Consider the following 22645-nt stretch of genomic DNA (forward strand, 5'->3'; position numbering starts at 1 on the left):
GGCATCAGTCCGGCCGCCGTCTCAGCCGCGCTCGTTGTCGCCTGCCCGGTAGAGCCCCCGGTAACGCCTCCGATCCGCGCGTTCCAACTGCTGAAGCCGCGCACAGCAGCCGATCGTCGCGCCAGCGTGGCCCGGGCGAGCTGCTGCTGCGCACCCTCCCAGAGCCAGTCCCGGAACAGGTCGAGGGTGAGCGCCTCCGTACCGGTCACCCCGCGCGACTCGGCGAACCGCTCGAACTGGGCGAGGTCGGAACGGTAGGCCCGCACCGTCTGCGCCGAGTACCCGCGCTCCACCTCCAGGTGGCGCAGGTAGCCGTCGACGGCGAGACGGAGGTTCACTCCCCCAGCATCAGCCATCGACGCCGCCACCCGGCCGCGGACGCACCGGGGGCGCGCGATTCCGGTGCTCGGTGCGGAGGATCATCGGTCACCCCGCGTTCTCGCCTTCGACTCCCCTGCATCGAGGTGCTCGCCCATCGGGTCGGCCAGTTCCGCCATCTCGTCGGGACTGGTGACGCAGATCGCGCCGTACTCCCGGATGAGGCGGTGGCAGCCCGCGGACGCCGGGGAGGTGATCGGGCCGGGCACCGCGCCCAGGGGCCGGCCGAGCTGGGCGGCGTGGCCGGCGGTGTTCAACGAGCCGGAGCGGGCGCCGGCCTCCACGACGACGGTCGCGTTGCTCGCCGCGGCGATCAGCCGGTTGCGCATCAGGAAGCGCCAGCGCGTCGGGGTGGAGCCCGGTGGGAGCTCGGCCATCAGCAGCCCGGTGCGGGCGATGCGTTGCAGGAGGTCGTCGTTTCCGGCCGGGTAGAGGCGGTCCACGCCTCCGGCCAGGAATGCGACGGTGACCTGGCCGCTCGACAATGCAGCGCGGTGGGCGGCGGCGTCGACCCCGTAAGCGCCTCCCGAGACGATCGCGAAACCGCGGTCGCTCAGGCCGGCCGCGCTCTCCAGTGCGACGTGCTCGCCGTAGCCGCTGGCTGCGCGCGCTCCGACGAGCGCGATGGAGCGCTCGAAGCAGGCCAGCCGAGTGGTGTCGCCGCGCACCCAGAGGGTGAGAGGCGCACCGAGCTCCAGGCTGTCGAGAGCGGTGGGCCAGGCCGGGTGCTCCGGCGTCACGAGCCGCGCGCCGAGGCGGGCGCCTCGTTCCAAGGGAGCGTGCAGTGGCGCCCGAGGGAGACGTCCGCGCCACCTGTCGAGGGCGTCGCGGAGCCGGTCGATCGGCAGGAGGGCGGGCGAGCCGGCGTCGCGCAGCGCGGCGCGGACGGACTGCGGCGACGTGTCGCCGATCACGGCACGGAGAGTCGGCAAGGGGCCGAACGAGCCCACCAGCAGCGCGGCGTCGGTGTCCCCCGGCTCGATCGCCGATGACAGGGCGGCCCGGGCCGCGGCCGCGAGCATCGACGGCTCGTCCGGATACTCCATGCCGGCGGAGACCGAGCCGACGACCGAGGCGACCTCGCGGGACGTGAGAGCGGGGAACGATTCGATGCTCATCGGGTCCTCCCGGGGACGATCGGAGTGGGTGCGGGTGAATCCGGACTGTCCTCGTCCCGAGGGATCTGTGCGAGTGAATCCGAACTGCCGCCGTCCCGAGGGACCGGTGCGGGCGAATCCGGACTGCCTTCATCCCGACGGATCGGTGCAGGTGAATCCGGACTGCCTTCATCCCGACGGGCGCGTGAGGGGTTAGGAACGGAGAGTGTCGCCGCATCGGCGACTGGCACAGCGCCGTACGGCGACTCCGCGTCGTGGTGTGCCGACGCTTCGGCGGCCAGCGCGATGCAGTCCTGGGCCTCGGCGCCGCCCCGCTCAGGGCTGGGGCTCAACACGTCCTCCGCCGTCTCCGCGGCGTCCGGCTGTGCCATCGAAGCCCGTCCCTCTTCCGTCTCCACCACCCCGGCCGCCACCTGCCAGACGGCACACTCGCCGCACCACCTCTCGCGCCCGCGCTCCGGGTTCTCGCGCTCCTCGCGGATGAGGTCGACCCAGATCCTCCTCATGCGGACGCACCTCGTCTCAGGTACAGGGCTCGTGCCACGTGCTCGGCGGACGGGCTCACCGCGCCGTCGAGGTCCGCGAGGGTCCAGGCCAGGCGCAACGTGCGGTCGTAGCCGCGCATTGTGAGGGCGCCGCGTTCCAGGGAGCGGTCGATGGTGGCGCGGGCGGATGCCGCGAGCTGATTTTCGGGGGCTCTCAGCCAGGTTCCCGCGGCTTGGGAGTTCGTCGTCCAGCCGGTGCCGTGCAGGCGCTCGCGGGCGGCGGCGCGGGCGCGCTCGACGGTCTGGCGGAGATCGCGGCTCCTGCGCGACGGGGCGGTGCCGTCGGAGGCGGTTCGCAGGGCGCCCAGGCCCAGGCGGCGCACGGCGAGGCGGATGTCGACGCGGTCGAGGAGGGGGCCCGAGAGTCGCGTGAGGTAGCGGCGGCGGGCGGCGGGGGTGCACGAGCACTCGTCGTCGGCCGAGCCGTACCGGCCGCACGGGCACGGGTTGGAGGCGAGGACGAGCTGGAAGCGGGCCGGGAACGTGGCGCTCGCGGCCGCGCGGTCGACGGCGATGGAGCCGGACTCCAGCGGCTGGCGGAGGGCGTCCAGGACGTTGGGCTGGAACTCGGCCGCCTCGTCCAGGAACAGCACGCCGTTCGACGCCCGCGCGATCGCGCCCGGCACCAGCCGTCCGCTGCCGCCGCCGACGAGAGCGGCGGACGACGCGGTGTGGTGCGGGGCCTCGAACGGAGGCCGCAGGATCAGGCCGCCGCCCACGCCGCGTCCCGACAGGGAGCGGATGGAGGTCGTCTCCAGTGCCTGCTCCGGGGTGAGGTCGGGCAGCAGGGACGGCAGGCGGCGCGCCAGCATGGTCTTGCCCGCTCCGGGTGGGCCGATCATCGACACGTTGTGACCCCCGGCGGCCGCGGCGACGAAGGCGTCGACCGCGTCGTCGTTGCCGGCGACGTCGGCCATGTCCGGTTCCGGCGCCGGAGGGCCGGGCTCCGCGGCGAGGGCGACGGGCTCCTCCTCCACCGGGTCCAGCTCCGCGCCGTGCGCGATGGCGGCGCTGCGCAGCCCGGCGACCGGCACCACGTCGATCCCGTCGACCAGGAAGGCCTCCTCGGCGTTCGCGGTCGGGACAAGGACCCGGGCGAAGCCGGCTGTCCTCGCGGCCAGCACAGCGGGCAGCACGCCGGGGACCGGGCGCAGGCGTCCATCGAGGCCGAGCTCGCCGACATGGACCGCCCCGGCGGCCGACGCGGCAGGGACCTCGCCGGACGCAGCCAGCGCGGCCACAGCGATCGCGAGGTCGAAGCCGGAGCCCTGCTTCCGCAAGGAGGCCGGCGACAGGTTCACGGTCAGCTTGCGCTGCGTGAGGGCGCAGCCGGCGTTGGCGGCCGCCGCCGACACCCGCTTGCGGGACTCGCCGAGCGCGGCGTCCGGCAGCCCGATGAGCACGAAGGCGGGCAGCCCGGCCGAGATGTCGGCCTCCACCTCCACGATGTCGCCGCGCACCCCGGTCAGCGCCACGGCGAACGTGCGTGCGAGCGCCATCACGCCACCCCCGCCCGGTGCTCCACCGACGGCGTCGCGCTCCACGCGTCGAGCACGGAGATCGCGTCGATCCGCAGCTCGCCGCGGACGGGCCCGTGCGCGCGGCACCACTCGGCCGCCAGACGGCGCAGCCGTGCCGCCTTCTTCGGCGTGATCGCCTCCAACGGATGCCCGAACTGGACCGAGCTCCGGGTCTTGACCTCCACGAACGCGATCACGCGTGCGCGGCGTGCGATCAGATCGAGCTCCCCGCTGGCGCAGCGCCAGTTGCGGGCCACGATCTCGTAGCCGTGTGTCTCCAGCCAGTCCGCCGCCACGGCCTCGCCGCGACGACCCAGACGGTCTTTCTCTGCCATGTTTCCTCCCACGACCAGCGTGGTCGGAGGGGACAGGGAAGAACCGGGCGGAGCGAAATCTGTGGAGAAGTCGTCAGTTCAGCGAGCGGTGCAGGACAAATCCACACGGAACGACCCGCCCGAGCTCACTCGTCGAGCGCCAGCTCCTTCGGGAGCTCGAACTCCTTGCTGGAGAGCTCCTCGATGTTCACGTCCTTGAACGTCAGCACGCGAACGGACTTCACGAACCGGTCGGCGCGGTAGACATCCCACACCCAGACGTCGTTCATCGTCAGCTCGAAATAGAAGTCGTGCTCCGTGTCGCGGCGCACGAACTCCACCTCGTTCGCGAGGTAGAAGCGGCGCTCGGTCTCGATCACGTACTTGAACTGCGAGACGACGTCCCGGTATTCGCGATACAAAGCCAGCTCGACCTCGCGGTCGTAGTCGTCGAACTCGTCCTCATCCATCGTTCGCCAAGTCTAGCCGTGCCGACTCAGCTCGGCATGTCGAGCGTCGCGAGGTCCTTCAGCCAGGTCAGCCGGTGCAGCGCGCTCGGGCCGAGCTCGGCGATGGCGGCGAAGTGCTCCGGGGTCGAGTAGCCCTTGTTGCTCACCCAGCCGTAGCCGGGGTAATCCACATCGTGGCCGATCATCAGCCGGTCGCGGTGCACCTTCGCGATCACGGAGGCCGCAGCCACCGACGCGCAGTCGCGGTCCGCCTTGATCCGCGTGACGACGCGCACCGGGCGCATCACCGCGGGGCTGAGGTAGTCGTAGTTGCCGTCCAGGATCAGCGTGCTCTCCCGCACCTGCGCGCCCTGGTCCTCCAGCATCGCGAGGGCGCGGGCGCCGGCCAGGCCCAGGCACCGCATGATGCCGAGCGAGTCGACCTCCGCGGCGGAGGCCATCCCCACGGCGTGGGACAGCGACCAGCGCCGACAGGCGGGCTCGAGCGCCTCGCGCACCGGCTCCGGCAGCAGCTTGGAGTCGCGCAGCCCCGGCGGGATGCGCTTGACCGCGGTGTCGATGACCACCATGCCGACCGCCACCGGGCCGGCCAGCGCCCCGCGGCCGACCTCGTCGACGGCCACGATCGAGGTGACGCCGTCGCGGTAGAGCGCCTTCTCGAAGCGCAGCGACGGCGAGACCGGGGTCATCATTCCTTCTTCTCCTCCACGCCTCTGAAGACTTCAGGATAGTCGTCCAACCACGTCCATCTGCTGACCGGCCAGCTGATCACGGCCGCCCGTCCGACGACGTGGTCGAGCGGGACGAAGCCGTGGCCGGGGAGCGCCTGGTTGCGGGAGGAGTCCTGCGAGTCGTAGCGGTTGTCCCCCATGACCCAGATGCGGCCCTTCGGCACCGTCACGTCGAAGGCGAGCGTCGCGGCGTTCTTCTGCCCGGGCGGGATCACGATGTACGGCTCGTGGATCGCGGTGCCGTTGACGGTGATCCGGCCCGCCGTGTCGCAGCACACCACGTGGTCGCCTGGCAGGCCGATGAGCCGCTTCACGAGGTGGTCGTCGCTGTCGGAGGCGGACAGCCCGACGAAGGTCAGCGCGGTGTCCGCCGCCTGGGCCACCGGGTTCCGCACGACCGGCGGGGCCTTCGGGAGCCAGCCTCCCGGGTCGCGGAACACCACGACGTCACCGCGGCTCAGCGGGAACACCGACGGCTGCAGCTCGTTCACCAGGATCTTGTCGTTGATCTGGAGGGTGTTCTCCATCGACCCGGAAGGGATGTAGAACGAGCGCACCACGAAGGTCTTCACCAGGAAGGCCACGAGCAGCGCGATCACCACCACGACCAGCACGTCCCGCAGGAACAGCAGGCCGCTGCGCCCGCCGCGCTCTCCCCGCGCCACGCGTTCGGGCCGCGTGGGCAGTGTCTCGTCCGTCATCCACCCTGCCTGGCTCGTTAACCGCCTGAGCTCCCGGTCCAGTGTAGGACCGGGAGCTCAGGATGAGTCGCGCGCGAAACGCTCAGTTGTCGCGCTTCTCCTTGATCTTCGCCTTCTTGCCGCGGAGCTCGCGGAGGTAGTACAGCTTGGCGCGACGGACGTCACCGCGGGTGACGACCTCGATGTGGTCGATGACCGGGGAGTGCACCGGGAAGGTGCGCTCGACGCCGACCTGGAAGCTGACCTTGCGGACCGTGAAGGTCTCGCGGACGCCTTCGCCCGAGCGGCCGATCACGACGCCCTGGAAGACCTGGATACGAGAGCGGGTGCCCTCGATGATGTTGACGTGCACCTTGACGGTGTCGCCGGCACGGAACGCGGGGATGTCCGACTTGAGGGACGCGGCGTCCACCTGATCGAGGATGTGCATTGCTGTTCGCTCTCTGTACCCGCCTGCAGGTCGGGGACGGATTCGGGGCCGTCGTGCGGATGCGCGCTGCGCACACGGACGGACGGCCGGGATTCGATTGGGTGTGCACGCTCGAATTGCTGGCTCCCCTGCGGCAGAGCCGGGCGGCGGCACGAACAACCATTCTGCCACGCGCACGGCCCTATTGCCAAAGCGCGGTGCGGCGGAGAGCGGAGGTCAGTCCTCGCGGTGCTCTTCGATGACGATCACGTCCGCGTCGTCCACCACGGGGCTGGACGGCCGCGGCACCTGCTGCGGCTGCGCGGCCTGCTGGTACGCGGCGAAGGTGACAGCCACCCGGTCGCGCGCCTCGGTCACCAGCTCCCACAGCCCGACCCAGAACATGGCCAGGAAGAACAGCACGCCGAGCACGGCGAGCCAGCCGGTGGCGCCGGGCGGGAAGAACCCGAAGGCGATGATGGAGGCGCTCCAGCCGGCGAGGAGGCCGGTGTCGTACCAGGAGACCGCGCGGGCGTCCCTGACGCTCTTGCGCGCCATCACGATGCCGCCGATCGCGAGCAGCGCGACGAAGAGGATCGGGCACAGGATGAGCAGCCCGAGGAACGTCCAGCCGCTGCCCTGGTTGAACGCGGCCCAGCCGATCAGCAACCAGACGGGCAGCACCACGGCGGACGGGAAGAGCCACCAGTAGAACGCCTTGCGGATGAACACGCGACCAGCGTAACGTCGCGCGGCTGTGCGCTGGCTGCTGGTTCGCCGTGGGCGGACTGCCGGCCGCGCCGCATGGAAGACTGGACGCAGTCGCACACAGAAAGAGGACCACCCGTGATCGAGCTGAGGACGCCCGCCGAGATCGAGCAGATGAGGCCGGCCGGCCGGTTCGTCGCCGAGGTCCTGGCCGAGACCGCCGCCGCGGCGAAGGTGGGCGTCAACCTGCTGGAGCTGGACCGGATCGCGCACGAGCTGATCCGCAGCCGCGGCGCGGAGTCCTGCTACATCGACTACCACCCGTCGTTCGGCGCGAGCCCGTTCGGCAAGGTGATCTGCACCTCCGTCAACGACGCGGTGCTGCACGGCCTTCCCCACGACTACCGGCTGCGCGACGGCGACCTGCTCAGCCTGGACTTCGCGGCGAGCGTCGACGGCTGGGTGGCCGACTCGGCGGTCAGTATCGTGGTCGGCTCGCCCCGCGAGGAGGACCTCCGGCTGATCGATACGACCCGCCGGGCGCTCGCGGCGGGCATCGCGGCCGCGCAGCCGGGAGGCCGGGTGGGCGACATCTCGGCGGCGATCGCCGCCGTGGCGCACGCAGAGGGCTACTCGGTGAACACGCAGTTCGGCGGCCACGGCGTCGGCCGCACGATGCACGGCGACCCGCACATCCCGAACGACGGCCGCGCCGGTCGCGGCTTCCCGCTGCGCCCCGGCCTGGTGATCGCGATCGAGCCGTGGTTCCTGGAGACCACCGACAAGATCTTCACCGACCCCGACGGCTGGACGCTCCGCTCCGCCGACGGCTCGCGCGGCGCCCACTCCGAGCACACCGTAGCCATCACCGACGACGGCCCCCTCATCCTCAGCGCCCCCTGACCATCCGTTCCGGAGTTGTGTACGCCTCGCACCGGCGTGTCGCGTACATAACTCCGGAAGCGATGGAAGGGCGGCGCTACGGGAGGAGGTCGGGGCGGACGCGGGCGGTGCGGGCGAGGGACTGCTCGCGGCGCCAGGCCTCGATCGCGCCGTGGTTGCCGGAGAGCAGGACCGGGGGCACCTCGTGGCCGCGCCAGGCGGCGGGCTTCGTGTACGAGGGGTACTCCAGGAGGCCGTCCTCGTGCGACTCCTGCACCAGGCTCTCCGGGTTGCCGACGACGCCGGGGATGAGCCGCCCGATCGCCTCGATCATCGCCATGGTGGCGACCTCCCCGCCGTTGAGCACGTAGTCGCCGATGCTCACCAGCCGCACGCGCGCGCGGGAGGCGTAGTCGTCGAACACGCGCTGGTCGATGCCCTCGTAGCGGCCGCAGCCGAACACGAGGTGGGACTCGGTCGCGAGCTCGCGGGCCATCGCCTGCGTGAACACCTCGCCGGCCGGCGACGGGAACAGCAGCACGGGGTCGTCGGAGCCCTCCAGGACGGCGTCCAGCGCCTCCCCCCACGGCTCCGGCTTCATCACCATGCCCGCGCCGCCGCCGTACGGCGTGTCGTCGACGGTGCGGTGCCGGTCGTGGGTGTGGTCGCGCAGGTCGTGGACGCCGAGCGCGATGATGCCCGCCTGCCGCGCCTTGCCGAGCAGGGAGATGTCGAGCACATCGAAGAAGGTCGGGAAGATCGTGACGATGTCGATGCGCATGGGGAAAGTCTATTCGGGGACGACCGCGAGCTCCCGGTCGCGCGGGACCAGCGGGGCCGCCACCGCCGGGCAGATCGCGACGGCGGCGAAGGCCAGCGGGAAGCCGACCCAGCCGATCAGCGCGCCCACGGCGGGGCCGACGACCGACGCCGCCAGGAACTGCCCGGTGTTCTGCGCGCCGAGCGCCCGGCCCGACCAGAACGGCCCGGCGATCTCGGCGACCGACGTGTAGGCGAGGCCGTTGTCGGCGACCGTGACGATGGCCGCGACGATCAGGATCACCGCGGCGGCCACCGACCCGAGTGCGGAGGCCGCGCCCATCAGCAGCATGACCGCGACCGCGGCGACGGACACCCAGCGCAGCGGCACCAGGTGGCTGCCGACCCGGTCGCTCAGTACGCCGACCCCGATCCGGCCGAGCGCGCCGGCGAACTGGCTGACCGCGATGACGACGCCCGCGGCGAGCGACGTGAAGTGCAGCTCGGTGACGAGCCAGACCAGCCCGAACGTGGACACGGTGAACTGCGGCACGACCAGCAGCATCGACACGAGGTGGATGCGCCAGAGCAGGGAGGTCTCCCGGTACGGACGCCACGCGGCCTGCGGATGCGTGTCCTCCCCCTCCGCGGCGCGACGCGGCGGCCGGGGCGGGTCGACGATCCCGATCGCGCACAGCACGGCCGAGACGCCGCACAGCACAGCCGGCACCGTGAGCGCGGCGGCGATCCCGCCGGAGGCCGCCAGCAGCGGGACGCTGATCGCGGCGATCGCGACGCCGAGCGGCTGGCACATCTGCCGGATGCCCATCGCGAGCCCCCGCCGCTCCTTGGCGAACCAGCCGATGACCACGCGTCCGCTCGCCGCGTTGGGGCTGGCGGCCGCCATCCCACCCACCAGGAACAGCACGCCGAGCGCGACGTACGACGAGACGAACATGGCGGCGACCGCGGCGGCAGAGGTGACGGCCAGCCCGGACGCGATGACCCAGCGCTCCCCGATCCGGTCGCTGAGCGCGCCCCACGCGATCAGCGCGAGCACCAGCCCGAGGGTGGGCGCGGAGGCGAGCAGGCCGGCCTGGGCGAGGCTCAGCCCGCGCTCGGTGTGCAGCAGCGGGATGAGGAAGGCCGGGGTCGAGACGAAGACCGTCGAGCTGGCCTGGCCGATGACGCCGAGGGCGAGCATGAGCCACGGTCGAGGGGTTCTGGTCGCCTGCCCGGTCTCTTCTCGTGTTTCTCGGCTCATGCGGTATACCCTAGCGGTATACCGGCTTGGTATACCAACGAAGGAGCCCGATGCCCGAGCATCCCCACGTGTACGAGCGGCTGCGCTCCGCGATCCTCGATCTGGACCGTGTCCCCGGCTCCCGCATAACCGAGCGCGGCCTCGAAGCCGAGCTCGGCGCCTCCCGGACCCCGCTGCGCGCGGCGCTCATGCGGCTGGAGGCGGAGGGGCTGGTCCGCCGCGAGGGCCGCGGCTGGGAGGTCTCCCCCATCGACCTCGGCGAGATCGCCCGGCTCAGCGAGCTGCGGGACGCCCTGGAGACCGCCGCCGTGCGGCTGAGCGCCGTCCGGGCCTCGGACGACGACCTGCGCGCCCTGCACGACGACCTCGGCGCCTACGACCCCGACCGGCGCGACGAGGACGCGGTCGGCGCCGGCGCGAGCTTCCACGTTCGGCTCGCCGCGCTCAGCGGCAACCACTTCTTCGCCGACTCGGTGTCCTCCGCGATGACCCGGCTGGCCCGCACCCGCTGGCTGGAGGTGCGCACCGCCGACGCGCGGCGGACCGCGTGGGAGGAGCACCGCACGATCGTGGACCAGCTGGCGGCGCGGGACGCGGACGCCGCGGCCGACAGCATCCACCGGCACATCCTGGGGACGCACGAGCGCCTGCTCGCAGCCCTGGACGCCGACACCCGCCTCCTCCGCGCCCGCGGCCTGGCCATCGTCGGCCCACCGAAGGGTGAGTGATCGCGGAAACGACCCGGCGGATCCCGCACCGAGTCACGTCTCGGCGGGCTAGGGGCGGAGGAGGTCGGCGCCGGTGCGGAGCGGGACGGGGGCGGCGGGGTAGGCGTCCGGGGTGTCGGTGACGAGGGCGTCGCCGTGGAGGACGGTGAGCGCGAGGTATTCGGCGGCGAAGGTGTCGGCGAGGCCGAGCTCCGCGGCGAGCCGCCAGGCGGTCTTGCGCAGCACGCGGTCGCCCAGCGGGCGGATCGGGAGGCGGTCGACGGCGGCGATCAGCGTCCGCGCGGCGAGCTCGTCGCGTTCACCGGACACCACCGAGCGGCGCAGCAGCGCGAGGACCTCGGAGCGCAGCAGCGTCGGGGCCAGCAGGGAGTCGCCGGCGGCCGGGACGTAACCGGCCTCCGCCAGCTCGATGGCGGCGGAGGCGTCGATCACGTAGTGGGCCACGGTCAGTCCTCGGGGTTCTCCGGCTCAGGGTTCTCCGGCTCGGCCGCGGCCTCCGGCTCGTCGTCGTCCGGCAGCTCCTCGAACAGCCCGGCCGGCGGAGTCATTGTCACGGTGCCCGCGGCGATGTCGACCTCGGGAACGATCGCCTTCACGAACGGCACCAGGACCTCGCCGTGGGCCGTGCGGACGACCAGCAGGTCCTGTGCGGGCAGGTGGTCGACCCGCGCGATGGTGCCGACCTCGACGCCGTCGCGGCGCGCGCTCAGCCCGACGAGCTGGTGGTCGTACCAGGCGTCGTCCTCCTGAGGGAGTTGCTTGACGTCCTGGCTCACCCAGAGGATGGCCTTCACCAGCGTCTCGGCCTCGGTGCGGTCGTCCACGCCGGCGAAGAAGCCGACCGGGTGACCGTTGTACCAGCGCAGCTCGACAAGCTCGAGGGTCTTGCCGTGCCACTTGGAGGACGTCGGCACCTGGAGCGTGAAGACGGCGCCGGGGACGAAGCGGTGCTCCGGCTCGTCCGTGAACAGCTCGAGCTTCAGAGCGCCCTTCAGGCCGTGCGCCTTGGTCAGCCGGCCGACGCGCAGCTCGGTCTGACCCGGTCGCGGTGCGACCTCCTTGCGGGGCAGCTTGTGGTCCGCCACCTCAGTCGTCGACGACGTCGACGCGGACGCGACGGCCGTCGGCCAGCGCGGCCACGAGCGTGCGGAGGGCCTTGGCGGTACGGCCGGAGCGGCCGATGACCCGCCCGAGGTCCTCGGGGTTCACTCGAACCTCGAGGACCTCGCCACGCGGCGAACCCTTGGCCACGACGTGCACGTCGTCCGGGTGGTCGACGATGCCCTTGACCAGGTGCGTGAGAGCGGGAGCGAGCAAGGTGTTACGCCTTCTCGCCGTCGGCCTCGGCCGTGATCTCCTCGGCCTCGGCGACGACCTCGGCCTCAGCGGCCTCCTCGGCCTCGACCTCGGCCTCGACGACGGCCTCCGCCTTGGCGACGGTCTCGTCCTTCTTCGGCTTCAGGACCGGCTTCTTCTTCTCGTCGGCGACGAACGTCTCCTTGGCCTCGGCCGTCTTGACGGTCGAGACGGCGTTCTTGTCGCCCTTGAACTTGCCCCAGTCGCCCGTGAGCTTGAGCAGCACGAGGACCTGCTCGGACGGCTGAGCGCCGACGCCGAGCCAGTACTGAGCGCGGTCGGAGTCGACCTCGATGCGCGAGGGCTCCTCGGTCGGGTGGTACAGACCGATCTCCTCGATGACGCGGCCGTCGCGCTTGGTGCGCGAGTCGGCGACGACGATGCGGTAGTACGGAGCGCGGATCTTGCCCAGGCGCTTCAGACGGATTTTGACAGCCACAATTCTCCTGTGTTGACGTCCGGAAACCCGCAGGGTTCCGGTGGATTCGTTGTCGAACTGACTGCCGTGGGCGTGGGGGCACACGCGGCAGGAGGTCTATTGTTCGTCCGCCGTGCCGGATAGAGGGTCGGGCACGTCGAACTCAACTAGATATTCTGTCAGAAAAGCGCGCCCAATGAACAATCGGACGGACGGGGCCACAGCGATGCAGATCCAATTCGCAGAGTCGGAGCGCTCCACCGTGGGGATCGAGTGGGAGCTGGCGCTGGTCGACGGCGCCACCGGCGACCTGGTGCAGATCGCCGACGAGGTGCTGCACGAGCTCGGGACGCCGGACGGCCGGGAGCACCCGCAGATCACCCACGAGCTGCTGCTGAACACCATCGAACTGGTCAGCCGGGTGCACCACAGCGTCCCGGCCGCCATCACCGACCTGCAGGAGCTGATCGCGCTGACCCGGGAGGTCACCGACCCGCTCGGCGTGGAGCTGATGTGCGCGGGCACGCATCCCTTCGCCCAGTGGTACGACCAGAAGATCACGCCGAACGAGCGCTACGACCGGCTGCTGGACCGCACGCAGTGGTGGGGCAGGCAGATGATGATCTGGGGCATCCACGTGCACGTCGGCATCGACGACCGCGACAAGGCGCTGCCGATCGTAAACGGCCTGCTCACCTTCTACCCGCACCTCCAGGCGCTCAGCGCGTCGAGCCCGTTCTGGGCCGGCGCCCGCACGGGGTACGCGTCCAACCGCGCGCTCATGTTCCAGCAGCTGCCGACCGCGGGGCTGCCGTGGCAGTTCGGCACCTGGGCGAACTACGAGGAGTACGTGCAGGACCTGGTGACCACCGGCGTCGTGGAGGACCACAGCGAGGTGCGCTGGGACATCCGGCCGTCGCCGCGCTGGGGAACGGTCGAGATGCGCGCGTGCGACGGGCTCTCGACCGCGGACGAGGTCGGGGCGGTCGGCGCGCTCATCCACTGCCTGACCGACCGGATGTCCGGCGACCTGGACGAGGGCGTCGAGCCGATCACGCTGCAGCCGTGGTTCGTGCGCGAGAACAAGTGGCGCGCCGCGCGGTACGGGCTGGACGCCGAGATCATCGTCGCGCCGGACGGCACGGAGCGCCTCGTGCGCGACGAGCTCCTCCGGCTCGTGGACGACCTCGGCGACACGGCCGAGCGGCTCGGCTGCTCCGCCGAGCTCGCGACGGTCTCCGACGTGCTCGCCACCGGCGCCAGCTACCAGCGCCAGCTCGCCGTCGCGGAGGCCAACGGCGGCAGCCTGCCGGCCGTGGTCAGCTCGCTCACGCACGAGCTCCGCAGCGGGCTGGACCGTACCCCGCGGGATGCCCCCGACCCGGCACAGGCGGCTCATAACCGTGCATAGTCCATCCATAGACTCCTCCCTTAGGCTCGAAGTCATGTTCCGCCACAGGCCTCTCGCCACCGTCGCCACGGCGCTCGCCGCGCTGCTGCTCGGCACGGTGGCCCTGAGCGGATGCTCGTCCGCCTCCTCCTCCTCGCTCGCCGTCGGCGCCATCATCCCTGCGGGCAACCACCCGGTGGTCGCGATCGTCGGCGACTCGATCGAGTCCGGGATGGGACTGGAGCCGTTCGAGGCGTGGCCCGCCCTCGTCGCCGTCGACCGGCGCTGGGGCCTGCAGAACTTCAGCGAGCCGGGGGCCGGCTTCGTCGCCGTCGGCGCCACCAACGCCGACTTCAACGGCCAGATCGACCAGGCCATCGCCGCGAAGGCGAACGTGGTGCTGATCGGCGCCTCCGACAACGACCTCGGCCAGGACGACGCGGCCGTGGCCAAAGCGATGGCGGCCGCGGTCGAGCGGCTGAGCGACGCCCTGCCGAAGGCCCACCTGATCGGCTACAACGCGCTCACCGGGGAGGCCAGCGACAGCGACCTCGCTCCCCTCAACGACGCGCTGAAGCAGGCCGTGACCGCGGCGGGCGGCAAATGGATCGACCTCGGCCAGCCGTACCGCGGCCAGGTCGGCCTCGTCCAGGACGACGGCGAGCATCCCACCCTCGAAGGCCAGCAGGCGATCGCGTCGGTCGTCCTGTCGCGGCTCGACGGGATCGTGTGAGGCAGGCGATCCGGCGCGCCGGCCGCCTCCGCCCACGCACTCCGACACGCCCGGGCGGGATGCACAGCGATCTGTCAGTCAGGGCGGTCTAGCCTCACTCCGTGCCCACCCGTCCCCGCCTGATCGCCGTCGCCGCGATCGCCCTCGCCGCGGCCGCCCTCGCCGGCTGCTCCTCCGCCGTCACCGCGCGGCCCATCGCCGGCGGCACCGCTGTCGCGGCCCCCGCGGAGCACGCGAAGCCGCGGGTCGTCGCCATCGGGGACTCCATCGCGTTCGGCAAGGGCGTGCGCCCGGATCAGGCCTGGCCCGCGCTCGTCGCGGCGCAGCACGGCTGGACGCTCACGGACCTCGCGGTCTCGGGCTCCGGGTTCGTCAAGCCGGGCTGGAACGGCGACACCTACCGCGAGCAGGTCGCCACCGCCCTCGGCCTGCACCCCGACTACATCCTGATCGCGGCCACCAGGAACGACCGCACGGAGAACGCCGCGCTCGTGGCCTCCTCGGCGGAGGAACTGCTGGGTGAACTGCGCGACACGTTCCCGCGGGCGCGCATCATCGGCATCACGACGGTCTGGGGCGCGGACGCTCCGCCGCCGACCGTGGCGACCGTGAACGGGATCGTCGGGAAGGCCGTGACCGGCGCCGGCGGGACGTTCCTCGACATCGGCTACCCGCTGGCGGGACATCCGGAGCTGGTGCAGGCGGACGGCATCCACCCGAACGCGGCGGGCGAGCGCGCCGTCGCGAAGGTCATCGAGGACCGGCTCGCGCCGCTCGGCGTGACCTCCTAGCGAGCCGCGGGGCTCAGCGCCCCATGAACTTCTGCAGGGCGGCCAGCTCCTCCTCGGTCGGGCCTCCGGCCTTCGCCTTGTTGCCCGAGCCGAGCCCGAAGCCCGTGCCCGCGGTCGCGCCGGTCGTCGGCTTGACGCCGGACGCCAGCGCGGCGTTCTCCGCGGCGCGCTTGGCCGGGTTACCCGAGCGCGAGCCCTTCTTCTTGGGCTGCTGCTTGCCGCGCCCCGCATAGCCGGCGCCCGGGATGGGTCCCATGCCGGGGACGTTCGGCACGCCGCCCTTGGCGACGGTCTTCATCATCTTGGCGGCCTGCTCGAAGCGGTTGACGAGCTGGTTCACCTCGGTGACCGTCGTGCCGGAGCCCTTGGCGATGCGCAGGCGGCGGGAGCCGTTGAGCAGCTTCGGGGTGGTGCGCTCGGCCTTCGTCATCGACTGGATGATGGCCTCGGTGCGCACGATCTCGCGCTCGTCGAAGTTGTCGAGCTGCTGCTTCATCTGGCCCGCGCCCGGCAGCATGCCCATCATCTTCTTGATGGAGCCCATGTTGCGCAGCTGCTGCATCTGCTTGAGGAAGTCGTCCAGCGTGAAGCTGTCGGTCGCGAACTTCTCGGCGACCTTGCGCGCCTCCTCCTCGTCGAAGGCCTCCTGGGCCTGCTCGATGAGCGTGAGGATGTCGCCGAGGTCGAGGATGCGCGACGCCATGCGGTCGGGGTGGAACGGCTCGAAGTCGTCCAGGCCCTCGCCGGTGGAGGCGAAGATGATCGGGCGGCCGGTGACCGAGGCGACCGAGAGGGCCGCGCCGCCGCGCGCGTCGCCGTCGAGCTTGGAGAGCACGACGCCGGTGAAGTCGACGCCGTCCTGGAACGCCTTAGCCGTCGCGACGGCATCCTGACCGATCATCGCGTCGATCACGAACAGCACTTCGTCCGGATCGGTGGCCTTGCGGATGTCGGCGGCCTGCTTCATCAGCTCGGCGTCGACGCCGAGGCGACCTGCGGTGTCGATGACGACCGTGTCGTACTGCTTGGTCTCGGCGAACTTCATGGCGTCCTTGGCCACCTTCACCGGGTTGCCGACGCCGTTGCCGGGCTCCGGCGCGTAGACCGGGACGCCGGCCTGCTCGCCGACGATCTGGAGCTGGGTGACGGCGTTGGGCCGCTGGAGGTCGGCGGCGACGAGGAGCGGCGTGTGGCCGTCCTTGACCAGCCACTTGCCGAGCTTGCCCGCGAGCGTGGTCTTGCCCGCGCCCTGGAGGCCGGCGAGCATGATCACCGTCGGCGGCTTCTTGGCGAACTGCAGGCGGCGCTGCTGGCCGCCGAGGATGGCCACGAGCTCCCCGTTGACGATCTGGACGACCTGCTGCGCCGGGTTCAGCGCCTTGTTGACCTCGTCGGACAGCGCGCGCTCGCGCACCTTGCCGGTGAACTCCTTGACGACGTCGAGCGCCACGTCCGCGTCGAGCAGCGCGCGGCGGATCTCGCGCACGGTGCCGTCGACGTCCGACGGGGAGAGCTTGCCCTTGGTGCGCAGGTTCTTGAAGGTGTCCGTCAAACGGTCGGACAGCGAGCCGAAAGTAGCCATGATCCAGAGAGTCTACCGGGCGAGGCTGGCCGCCCGCCGAGCCTCGGCGCTGCGCGTCAGCCCTGCGTGTCAGCCCTGGGTGTCGACAGCGACGACGTCGCCGCGCACGTCGAACGACACCGTGAGGATCGCGTCCGTCTCGTCGGGGCTGATCGAGTAGTCGAACGTCGCGAAGACCTCGTCCTCGCCGGCCTGGTCGGCCTGCACGGTCACGGTCAGGAGTTGGAGCGAGCGCAGCACGTCGATCGCGATGTCGCCCGAGTTGTAGACCAGGAGGTCGAGCAGCGACTCCCCCAGCTTGTCCACGTGCTCGTCGATGTAGCTCGTCGTCGCGGACTGCCGGGAGCTGAGCTCGGCGATGAGGGCGTCCCTGGCCCGGGCGTCGAAGCCCTCCAGCGCCTGGATGAGCGCCGCCGCCGAGTCGAGGGCGAACTCGCCCACCGCCTGCTCGTCGTCGGCGCGCAGCTCGACCTCCACCGCCTGGTCGGCGAGGTCCACCGTGTCGTTCCAGGCGAGGCCGCCGGAGGCCGTCTCGTCGATGACGCCGAAGTAGTCGTGCTCGATGGCCATGCCGCCCCCTATCCGACGAGCTGCTGCGCGAAGACGTGCGGGGTGAAGCCGGTCAGGTCGTTGATCCCCTCGCCCTGGCCGATGAGCTTGATCGGGAGGCCGGTGCGCTCCTGCACCGCGAGGACGAAGCCGCCCTTCGCCGAGCCGTCGAGCTTGGTGAGCACGAGGCCGGTCACGCCGGCGTGCTCCAGGAAGGCCTCCGCTTGCGCCAGCCCGTTCTGGCCGGTGGTCGCGTCGAGCACGAGGAGCACCTCCGCGATGGGCGCCTGCTTCTCGACCACCCGCTTGATCTTGGAGAGCTCGTCCATCAGGCCGCCCTTGGTCTGCAGCCGGCCCGCGGTGTCGATGATGACGATCTCGGTGCCGTCGCGCTTGGCCTTCTCGACGGTCTGGAACGCCACGGACGCCGGGTCCTGGCCCTGCTGCTGCGGGCGGACGATCTCCGCTCCCGCACGCTCCGCCCAGGTGGCGAGCTGCTCCACCGCTGCGGCGCGGAAGGTGTCCGCCGCGCCCACGACGACCGAGCGGTCGTAGGTGCGCAGGAACTTGGCGAACTTGCCGATCGTGGTGGTCTTGCCGACGCCGTTCACGCCGACCACGAGCACGATCGCGGGCCGCTCGCTGAGCTTGAGGGTGGTGTCGAGCTTGGAGAGCCGCTCCTCCATCGTCTCGCGCAGCATGCGCTGGAGGTCGGCCGGGTCGGTGGTGTGGTAGCGCTCGACCTTGGCGCGCAGATCGTCCACGACCGCCTCGGTGACGTCCGGACCGAAGTCGGCGGTGATGAGCGCCGTCTCCAGATCGTCCCAGGTGGTGTCGTCGATGGTCTTCCTGGCGAACATGCCGCGGAGGGCGCCAGACAAGGACCAGGGGGTGCGGTCTGTCATGCACTCAGACTAGTTGGTACGGTGGCGGCATGTTCTCCCTCGTGGCGGTGTCGGCCGAGCTCGCCGAGCAGCTCGTCGCGATCGAGACCGACGGGGAGGACGCGGTCCATCAGGCGCGCATCCGGGTGCGCCGGCTGCGCAGCATCCTCCGGGTCTACCGGGCGGCGTTCGAGAAAGATGCCGCACTCGGCATGCGCACCCGGCTGAAGACGCTCGGCGACCGGCTGGGCACGGTGCGCGACCTGGAGGTGAAGGCGGCGACGCTCGAAGACCTCCTGGAGGTCGACGACCCGCCGGAGGTCGTCGACGCAGTCACGGCCGCGGCGACGGAGACGCGCGCCGAGCACGAGGCGGCCCTGGCGTCGCTGCTGCGCTACCTGCACGGCGGGACCGTGCGCGCCCTGCTCGCCGACCTGCAGATGTTCGCAGCCGAGCCTCCGCTCTCGCGGAAGGGGCGGCAGCATCCCGATCGCGTCACCACGCGCAGCCTGGCGAAGGCCGTGGCGAAGGTGCACCGGCTCCGCGGCGACAGCCTCGAAGAGCGGCACGCCACCCGCAAGGCGGCACGCAAGGTGCGGTACGCCGCCGACGCGGTCACCGACGACCTCGGCCGCGCGGCCGTGCGGCTGTCCTCGGCGGCCAAGGCCGTGCAGGACGCACTCGGCGACAACCGGGACGACCTGCTCCTGGCGCACGAGCTGCGCGAGCTCGGCCACATCGGACTCGCCATGCGCTGCGAGCGGCGCGCCGCGGACGCCCTCGACGGCCTCGACCGCAAGCTCGCGGCGATCGCGTACGACGGAGCCGACGACTAGGCGGAGGCCTTCTCCTGCGCGACGCGCTGGCCGACGACCGCCGAGACGCCGTCCTGGCGCATCGAGACGCCGTAGAGCGCGTCGGCGATCTCCATCGTGCGCTTCTGGTGCGTGATCACGATGAGCTGGCTGTTCTCACGGAGGTCCTCGAAGATCGTCAGCAGGCGGCCCAGGTTGGCGTCGTCGAGCGCGGCCTCCACTTCGTCCATGATGTAGAACGGGCTGGGGCGGGCCTTGAAGATCGCGATGAGCAGCGCCACTGCGGCCAGCGACCGCTCGCCGCCGGACAGCAGCGAGAGCCGCTCGATCTTCTTGCCCGCCGGCTTGACCGACACCTCGATGCCGGTGGTGAGCAGGTCGTCCGGGTTCGTCAGCGCGATGTGGCCGGAGCCGCCGGGGAACAGGATCGGGAACACGCGCTCGAAGGCGGCCTCGGTGTCCGCGAAGGCCGACTCGAAGATGGTCTGCATCTTCTCGTCGATCTCCTCGATGATCGTCACGAGGTCCTTGCGGGTGTTGGTGAGGTCGGTGAGCTGCTCGGTGAGGAACTTGTGCCGCTGCTCCAGGGCAGCGAACTCCTCCAGCGCGAGCGGGTTCACCCGGCCGAGCTGGCCGAGCTTGCGCTCGGCGGAGGCGAGGCGCTTCTGCTGCTGCTCGCGGACATACGGGGTGCCCGGGCGCTCCTCGGCGTCCTCGCCGGCCTCGTCGTCGCTCGGCTCGTCGTCGTCGCGGGTGTCCGGCGGCACACGGACGTCCGGCCCGTACTCGGCCACCAGCACGTCCTCCACGAGGCCGAGCTCGCTGCCCGCCCGCTCCAGCAGGCTCGACAGGTGCAGCTTCTTCTCGTAGATCTGCAGCTCCAGGCCGTGCACGGACTCGGTGATGCCGTGCAGGCGCTCGCGCAGGGCGGCCTCCTCGCGGCGGACGGTCGCGAGCTCCTCGTTCTGGCTCGCGCGCTGCGCCTCGGCGGCGGCGAGCTCCAGGCGCGCCTGCGACACCGAGCGGTCGGCGGAGGCGAGTACTGCGGGCAGGACGTCCACGACGCCCTGCGCGGCCTCCAGCTGCCGGCGGCGGATCACGGCGCGGCGGGCGGCCTCCTCCGCGGCGGCGCGCTCGGCCTCCAGCTGCCTGCTCAGCGCTTCGCCGCGCGCCTGCTCCGCGCGGACGCGCTCCTTGGCGGTCTCGACACCGAGGCGCGCCTCGACCTCGGCTTCGCGGGCGGCGTCCAGTTCGACGGAGAGGGCGTCGCGGGCGGAGACGTCGAGGATCGGGCGCGGCCGCGACCGGGCGACCTCCAACTCCGACTTCGCCGACTCGGCGGCGGACTCGGCCTCGGCGACGCGCTCGGCGGCCTGCTCCAGCGCACGGCTCAGGCGGTCGAACTCGGCCTGGGAGGCTTCGAGCTGCACGCGCACGCGGTTCAGCTGCTCGGTGTGCGCGGCCAGCTTCGCGTCGAACTCGCGGAGCGCGCTGAGCGCGTTCTGGGACTGCTCCTTGGCCACCTGCAGGACGCCGCGCTGCTCGGCGAGAGCGAAGCGGGCGCGGTCGATGAGGGAGGTCACCTCGCCGAGCCGGTCCTCCGCGGCGTCGCGGTCGGCGATCAGCTCGATGCGGCTCTGCTTCGCGCCGGAGCCGCCGCGCAGCACGAAGTCGGTGAGCACGTCGCCGGTGCGCGTGATGAGCGTGACGGGGCCGCCGAGCTTCCTGGCGCGGAACGCGTCTGCGGCGGCACGCGCGGCCGTGACGTCGTCGGCGATGGCGGTGAACGCCAGCAGGCCGAGCACTCCGCCCGGCGCCTCGACCACCGAGCGCGCGGGGACCACTCCGGCGACGCCGGTCAGGTCGACCTCGGGCGCGGCAGCGTCCGCGACCACCACCTCCACCCGGCCCAGATCGTCGTCCGCCGCGTGCGCGACCGCCTCGAACGCGGCGTCCCTCGTCTCGGCGAGCACCGCGTCGGCCAGCGTGCCGAGGGCCGCGGCTACGGCGGCCTCGTAGCCGGGATGGACCCGGACGTGCTCGGCGACGAGACCGGCCACGCCCGGAAGCCGGGCCGCGACCAGGGCGGCCGAGCCGTCCTTCTGGTCGAGCGCCAGCGAGAGCGCGGAGGTGCGGGCGGCGAGGGCGTCGCGCTCGCGTTCGAGCGCGTGGAGGTCCTCGCGCAGCTTCTCGATGAGCCCCTCGGCCTCGAACACCTCCGACTGGGCGAGCTCGTACGCCTCGTCCAGGTTGCCCTCACCGGCGTCAGCCGTCTCGGCCTCGGCCTCCCGGGAGGCGAACTCGGCCTGCGCCTTCTCGCGTCGCTCGGTCGCGGCGTCCAGCGCGTTCTGCTGACGGAGGACCTCGCCGCGCACGGCCGCGAGACGCTGGGCGGCGGCCTCGGCCTGGCCGTTCAGCTTGCTGATCTCCAGGTCGTGCTTGGAGACGAGCGCGCTCTGGGCCGCGATCTCGTCGTCCACCGAGTCCAGCCGGCCGCGCGAGGAGCGGGACGCGGACTGCGCCGCCTCCCAGGCCGCCTCGGCCTCCACGACCGCGGCACGCAGCCGCTCCACCTCGTCGGCGGCGTCCTGCACCATCTGCGGGCTGACGCGCGGACCGTCGTCGGTGGCCTCGGCCTGGCTGCCGAGCAGCGCGACCCGCTGGGTCGCGAGCGAGTAGAGGCCGCGCAGGCGGTCCTGCGCCTGCTCCAGCGCGAACGCAGTGCTGCGTGCGACGTCGACGGCGTCGCCGATCTGCGCCTGCTCCAGGCGGGTGCGGCGGAGCTGCTTCTGCTCCAGCTGCTCCTGGAGGACGATCTGCTCGCTGTGGCGCTCGGCCTCCGTGCGGGTGTGATCGTCGAGCGAGCGGCGCAGCCCGACGACGTCGTCGGCCAGCAGGCGCGCGCGGGCGTCGCGGACGATCGCGGCGATGGACTGCGCCTCGCGCGCGATCTCGGCCTGGTGCCCGAGCGGCTTGAGCTGACGCCGCACCTCGCCGGCGAGGTCGCTCAGCCGGGTCAGGTTGGTCTGCATGGCCTCCAGCTTGCGGAGGGTCTTCTCCTTGCGGCGGCGGTGCTTGAGGATGCCGGCGGCCTCCTCGATGAAGCCGCGGCGCTCCTCCGGGGTGGCGCGCAGCACGGCGTCGAGCTGGCCCTGGCCGACGATGACGTGCATCTCGCGGCCAAGGCCGGAGTCGCTGAGCAGCTCCTGCACGTCGAGGAGGCGGCAGGACTGGCCGTTGATGGCGTACTCGCTGCCGCCGTTGCGGAACAGCGTGCGCGAGATGGTGACCTCGGTGTACTCGATCGGGAGGGCGCCGTCGGTGTTGTCGATCGTCAGCTGGACCTCGGCGCGGCCGAGTGGGCCGCGGGTGGAGGTCCCGGCGAAGATGACGTCCTCCATCTTGCCGCCGCGAAGCGTCTTGGCGCCCTGCTCGCCCATCACCCAGGCGAGGGCGTCGGCCACGTTGGACTTGCCGGAGCCGTTCGGCCCGACGACGCAGGTGACGCCCGGCTCGAAGGCGAAAGTCGTCGGCGTGGCGAACGACTTGAAGCCCTTGAGCGTCAGACTCTTCAAATACACGCTGTGAATCTACCCGAGG

The 22645-nt window shown here is 71.8% G+C and carries 24 protein-coding genes and 1 pseudogene; 6 read left to right on the top strand and 19 right to left on the bottom strand.

What is annotated here, in order from left to right; genetic code table 11:
* Window positions 1-89 precede the first annotated feature (89 nt).
* From ABCS02_RS29665 to ABCS02_RS29705, 9 genes and pseudogenes are all read right to left on the bottom strand, one after another.
* A pseudogene (locus ABCS02_RS29665) lies at window positions 90-356 on the bottom strand (site-specific integrase); the annotation flags it as partial.
* 63 nt (window positions 357-419) lie between these two features.
* Window positions 420-1496 carry a DNA-processing protein DprA gene (gene dprA / locus ABCS02_RS29670; RefSeq protein WP_345839315.1) on the bottom strand — a complete coding sequence of 359 codons (1077 nt, stop codon included), beginning with the start codon at window positions 1494-1496 and terminating at the stop codon, window positions 420-422.
* A gap of 502 nt (window positions 1497-1998) precedes the next feature.
* A complete protein-coding gene (locus ABCS02_RS29675) occupies window positions 1999-3540 on the bottom strand; it encodes a YifB family Mg chelatase-like AAA ATPase (RefSeq protein WP_345839316.1) in 1542 nt (513 codons plus the stop codon).
* A complete protein-coding gene (locus ABCS02_RS29680; protein ID WP_345839317.1) occupies window positions 3540-3896 on the bottom strand; it encodes a YraN family protein in 357 nt (118 codons plus the stop codon). The genes ABCS02_RS29675 and ABCS02_RS29680 overlap by 1 nt, the downstream gene beginning before the upstream one ends.
* A gap of 125 nt (window positions 3897-4021) precedes the next feature.
* The gene (locus ABCS02_RS29685) at window positions 4022-4345 is read right to left on the bottom strand and encodes a DUF2469 family protein (protein WP_018190696.1); all 324 of its coding nucleotides are present in this window, start codon (window positions 4343-4345) and stop codon (window positions 4022-4024) included.
* Between the two features lie 26 nt (window positions 4346-4371).
* A complete protein-coding gene (locus ABCS02_RS29690; RefSeq protein WP_345839318.1) occupies window positions 4372-5037 on the bottom strand; it encodes a ribonuclease HII in 666 nt (221 codons plus the stop codon).
* Window positions 5034-5777 carry a signal peptidase I gene (gene lepB / locus ABCS02_RS29695; RefSeq protein WP_345839319.1) on the bottom strand — a complete coding sequence of 248 codons (744 nt, stop codon included), beginning with the start codon at window positions 5775-5777 and terminating at the stop codon, window positions 5034-5036. The genes ABCS02_RS29690 and lepB overlap by 4 nt, the downstream gene beginning before the upstream one ends.
* Window positions 5778-5859: 82 nt before the next feature.
* Complete coding sequence (gene rplS, locus ABCS02_RS29700; protein ID WP_345839320.1) at window positions 5860-6207, bottom strand: 50S ribosomal protein L19; 348 nt, start codon at window positions 6205-6207, stop codon at window positions 5860-5862.
* 216 nt (window positions 6208-6423) lie between these two features.
* A complete protein-coding gene (locus ABCS02_RS29705) occupies window positions 6424-6918 on the bottom strand; it encodes a hypothetical protein (RefSeq protein ID WP_345839321.1) in 495 nt (164 codons plus the stop codon).
* A gap of 114 nt (window positions 6919-7032) precedes the next feature.
* On the opposite strand from ABCS02_RS29705, the gene map reads away from it, so the two are divergent.
* Entirely contained in the window at window positions 7033-7797 is a 765-nt protein-coding gene (gene map, locus ABCS02_RS29710) for a type I methionyl aminopeptidase (RefSeq protein ID WP_345839322.1), read from the top strand.
* Window positions 7798-7873: 76 nt separating this feature from the next.
* Here map and trmD read toward each other — a convergent pair whose 3' ends face one another.
* Window positions 7874-8557, bottom strand: a complete 684-nt coding sequence (trmD, locus tag ABCS02_RS29715; protein ID WP_345839323.1) for a tRNA (guanosine(37)-N1)-methyltransferase TrmD — start codon at window positions 8555-8557, stop codon at window positions 7874-7876.
* Window positions 8558-8566: 9 nt separating this feature from the next.
* Window positions 8567-9799, bottom strand: a complete 1233-nt coding sequence (locus ABCS02_RS29720) for an MFS transporter (RefSeq protein WP_345839324.1) — start codon at window positions 9797-9799, stop codon at window positions 8567-8569.
* A gap of 50 nt (window positions 9800-9849) precedes the next feature.
* On the opposite strand from ABCS02_RS29720, the gene ABCS02_RS29725 reads away from it, so the two are divergent.
* Window positions 9850-10527, top strand: a complete 678-nt coding sequence (locus ABCS02_RS29725) for a GntR family transcriptional regulator (RefSeq protein ID WP_345839325.1) — start codon at window positions 9850-9852, stop codon at window positions 10525-10527.
* Window positions 10528-10575: 48 nt separating this feature from the next.
* On the opposite strand, the gene ABCS02_RS29730 is transcribed toward ABCS02_RS29725, so the two are convergent.
* Genes ABCS02_RS29730 through rpsP form a run of 4 tightly spaced genes read right to left on the bottom strand, consistent with a single transcriptional unit; the run spans window position 10576 to window position 12322 of the window.
* Window positions 10576-10971, bottom strand: a complete 396-nt coding sequence (locus ABCS02_RS29730; RefSeq protein WP_345839326.1) for a hypothetical protein — start codon at window positions 10969-10971, stop codon at window positions 10576-10578.
* A 2-nt stretch (window positions 10972-10973) separates the two neighbouring features.
* Window positions 10974-11612 (bottom strand): ribosome maturation factor RimM, encoded by a 639-nt coding sequence (gene rimM / locus ABCS02_RS29735; RefSeq protein ID WP_345839327.1) that lies wholly within the window; start codon window positions 11610-11612, stop codon window positions 10974-10976.
* A 1-nt stretch (window position 11613) separates the two neighbouring features.
* On the bottom strand, window positions 11614-11844 hold the full coding sequence (locus ABCS02_RS29740; RefSeq protein WP_055920003.1) for an RNA-binding protein: 231 nt from the start codon (window positions 11842-11844) through the stop codon (window positions 11614-11616).
* Between the two features lie 4 nt (window positions 11845-11848).
* Complete coding sequence (gene rpsP / locus ABCS02_RS29745; RefSeq protein WP_345839328.1) at window positions 11849-12322, bottom strand: 30S ribosomal protein S16; 474 nt, start codon at window positions 12320-12322, stop codon at window positions 11849-11851.
* A gap of 205 nt (window positions 12323-12527) precedes the next feature.
* Between rpsP and ABCS02_RS29750 the strand changes: the two genes are divergently transcribed.
* The 3 genes from ABCS02_RS29750 to ABCS02_RS29760 all read left to right on the top strand — a co-directional run bounded on the left by ABCS02_RS29750 (window position 12528) and on the right by ABCS02_RS29760 (window position 15215).
* Window positions 12528-13712 carry a glutamate--cysteine ligase gene (locus ABCS02_RS29750; protein WP_345839329.1) on the top strand — a complete coding sequence of 395 codons (1185 nt, stop codon included), beginning with the start codon at window positions 12528-12530 and terminating at the stop codon, window positions 13710-13712.
* A gap of 34 nt (window positions 13713-13746) precedes the next feature.
* A complete protein-coding gene (locus ABCS02_RS29755) occupies window positions 13747-14424 on the top strand; it encodes an SGNH/GDSL hydrolase family protein (protein WP_345839330.1) in 678 nt (225 codons plus the stop codon).
* Window positions 14425-14525: 101 nt separating this feature from the next.
* Window positions 14526-15215: an SGNH/GDSL hydrolase family protein gene (locus ABCS02_RS29760; RefSeq protein ID WP_345839331.1), complete on the top strand. Its 690-nt coding sequence runs from the start codon at window positions 14526-14528 to the stop codon at window positions 15213-15215.
* Window positions 15216-15228: 13 nt separating this feature from the next.
* Here ABCS02_RS29760 and ffh read toward each other — a convergent pair whose 3' ends face one another.
* From ffh to ftsY, 3 genes are all read right to left on the bottom strand, one after another.
* Window positions 15229-16797 carry a signal recognition particle protein gene (gene ffh, locus ABCS02_RS29765; protein ID WP_345839332.1) on the bottom strand — a complete coding sequence of 523 codons (1569 nt, stop codon included), beginning with the start codon at window positions 16795-16797 and terminating at the stop codon, window positions 15229-15231.
* A gap of 69 nt (window positions 16798-16866) precedes the next feature.
* Window positions 16867-17367, bottom strand: a complete 501-nt coding sequence (locus tag ABCS02_RS29770) for a DUF2004 domain-containing protein (protein WP_345839333.1) — start codon at window positions 17365-17367, stop codon at window positions 16867-16869.
* A gap of 8 nt (window positions 17368-17375) precedes the next feature.
* Window positions 17376-18251, bottom strand: a complete 876-nt coding sequence (gene ftsY, locus ABCS02_RS29775) for a signal recognition particle-docking protein FtsY (protein WP_345839334.1) — start codon at window positions 18249-18251, stop codon at window positions 17376-17378.
* Window positions 18252-18280: 29 nt separating this feature from the next.
* Here ftsY and ABCS02_RS29780 point away from each other — a divergent pair, with 29 nt between their 5' ends.
* Window positions 18281-19066, top strand: coding sequence for a CHAD domain-containing protein (locus ABCS02_RS29780; protein WP_345839335.1), 786 nt, complete (start codon window positions 18281-18283; stop codon window positions 19064-19066).
* Here the strand turns inward: ABCS02_RS29780 and smc are convergent.
* A complete protein-coding gene (gene smc, locus ABCS02_RS29785) occupies window positions 19063-22626 on the bottom strand; it encodes a chromosome segregation protein SMC (RefSeq protein WP_345839336.1) in 3564 nt (1187 codons plus the stop codon). The two genes, ABCS02_RS29780 and smc, sit on opposite strands and share 4 nt — an antisense overlap.
* Window positions 22627-22645: the final 19 nt, after the last annotated feature.

The organism is Microbacterium sp. X-17, assembly GCF_039615055.1.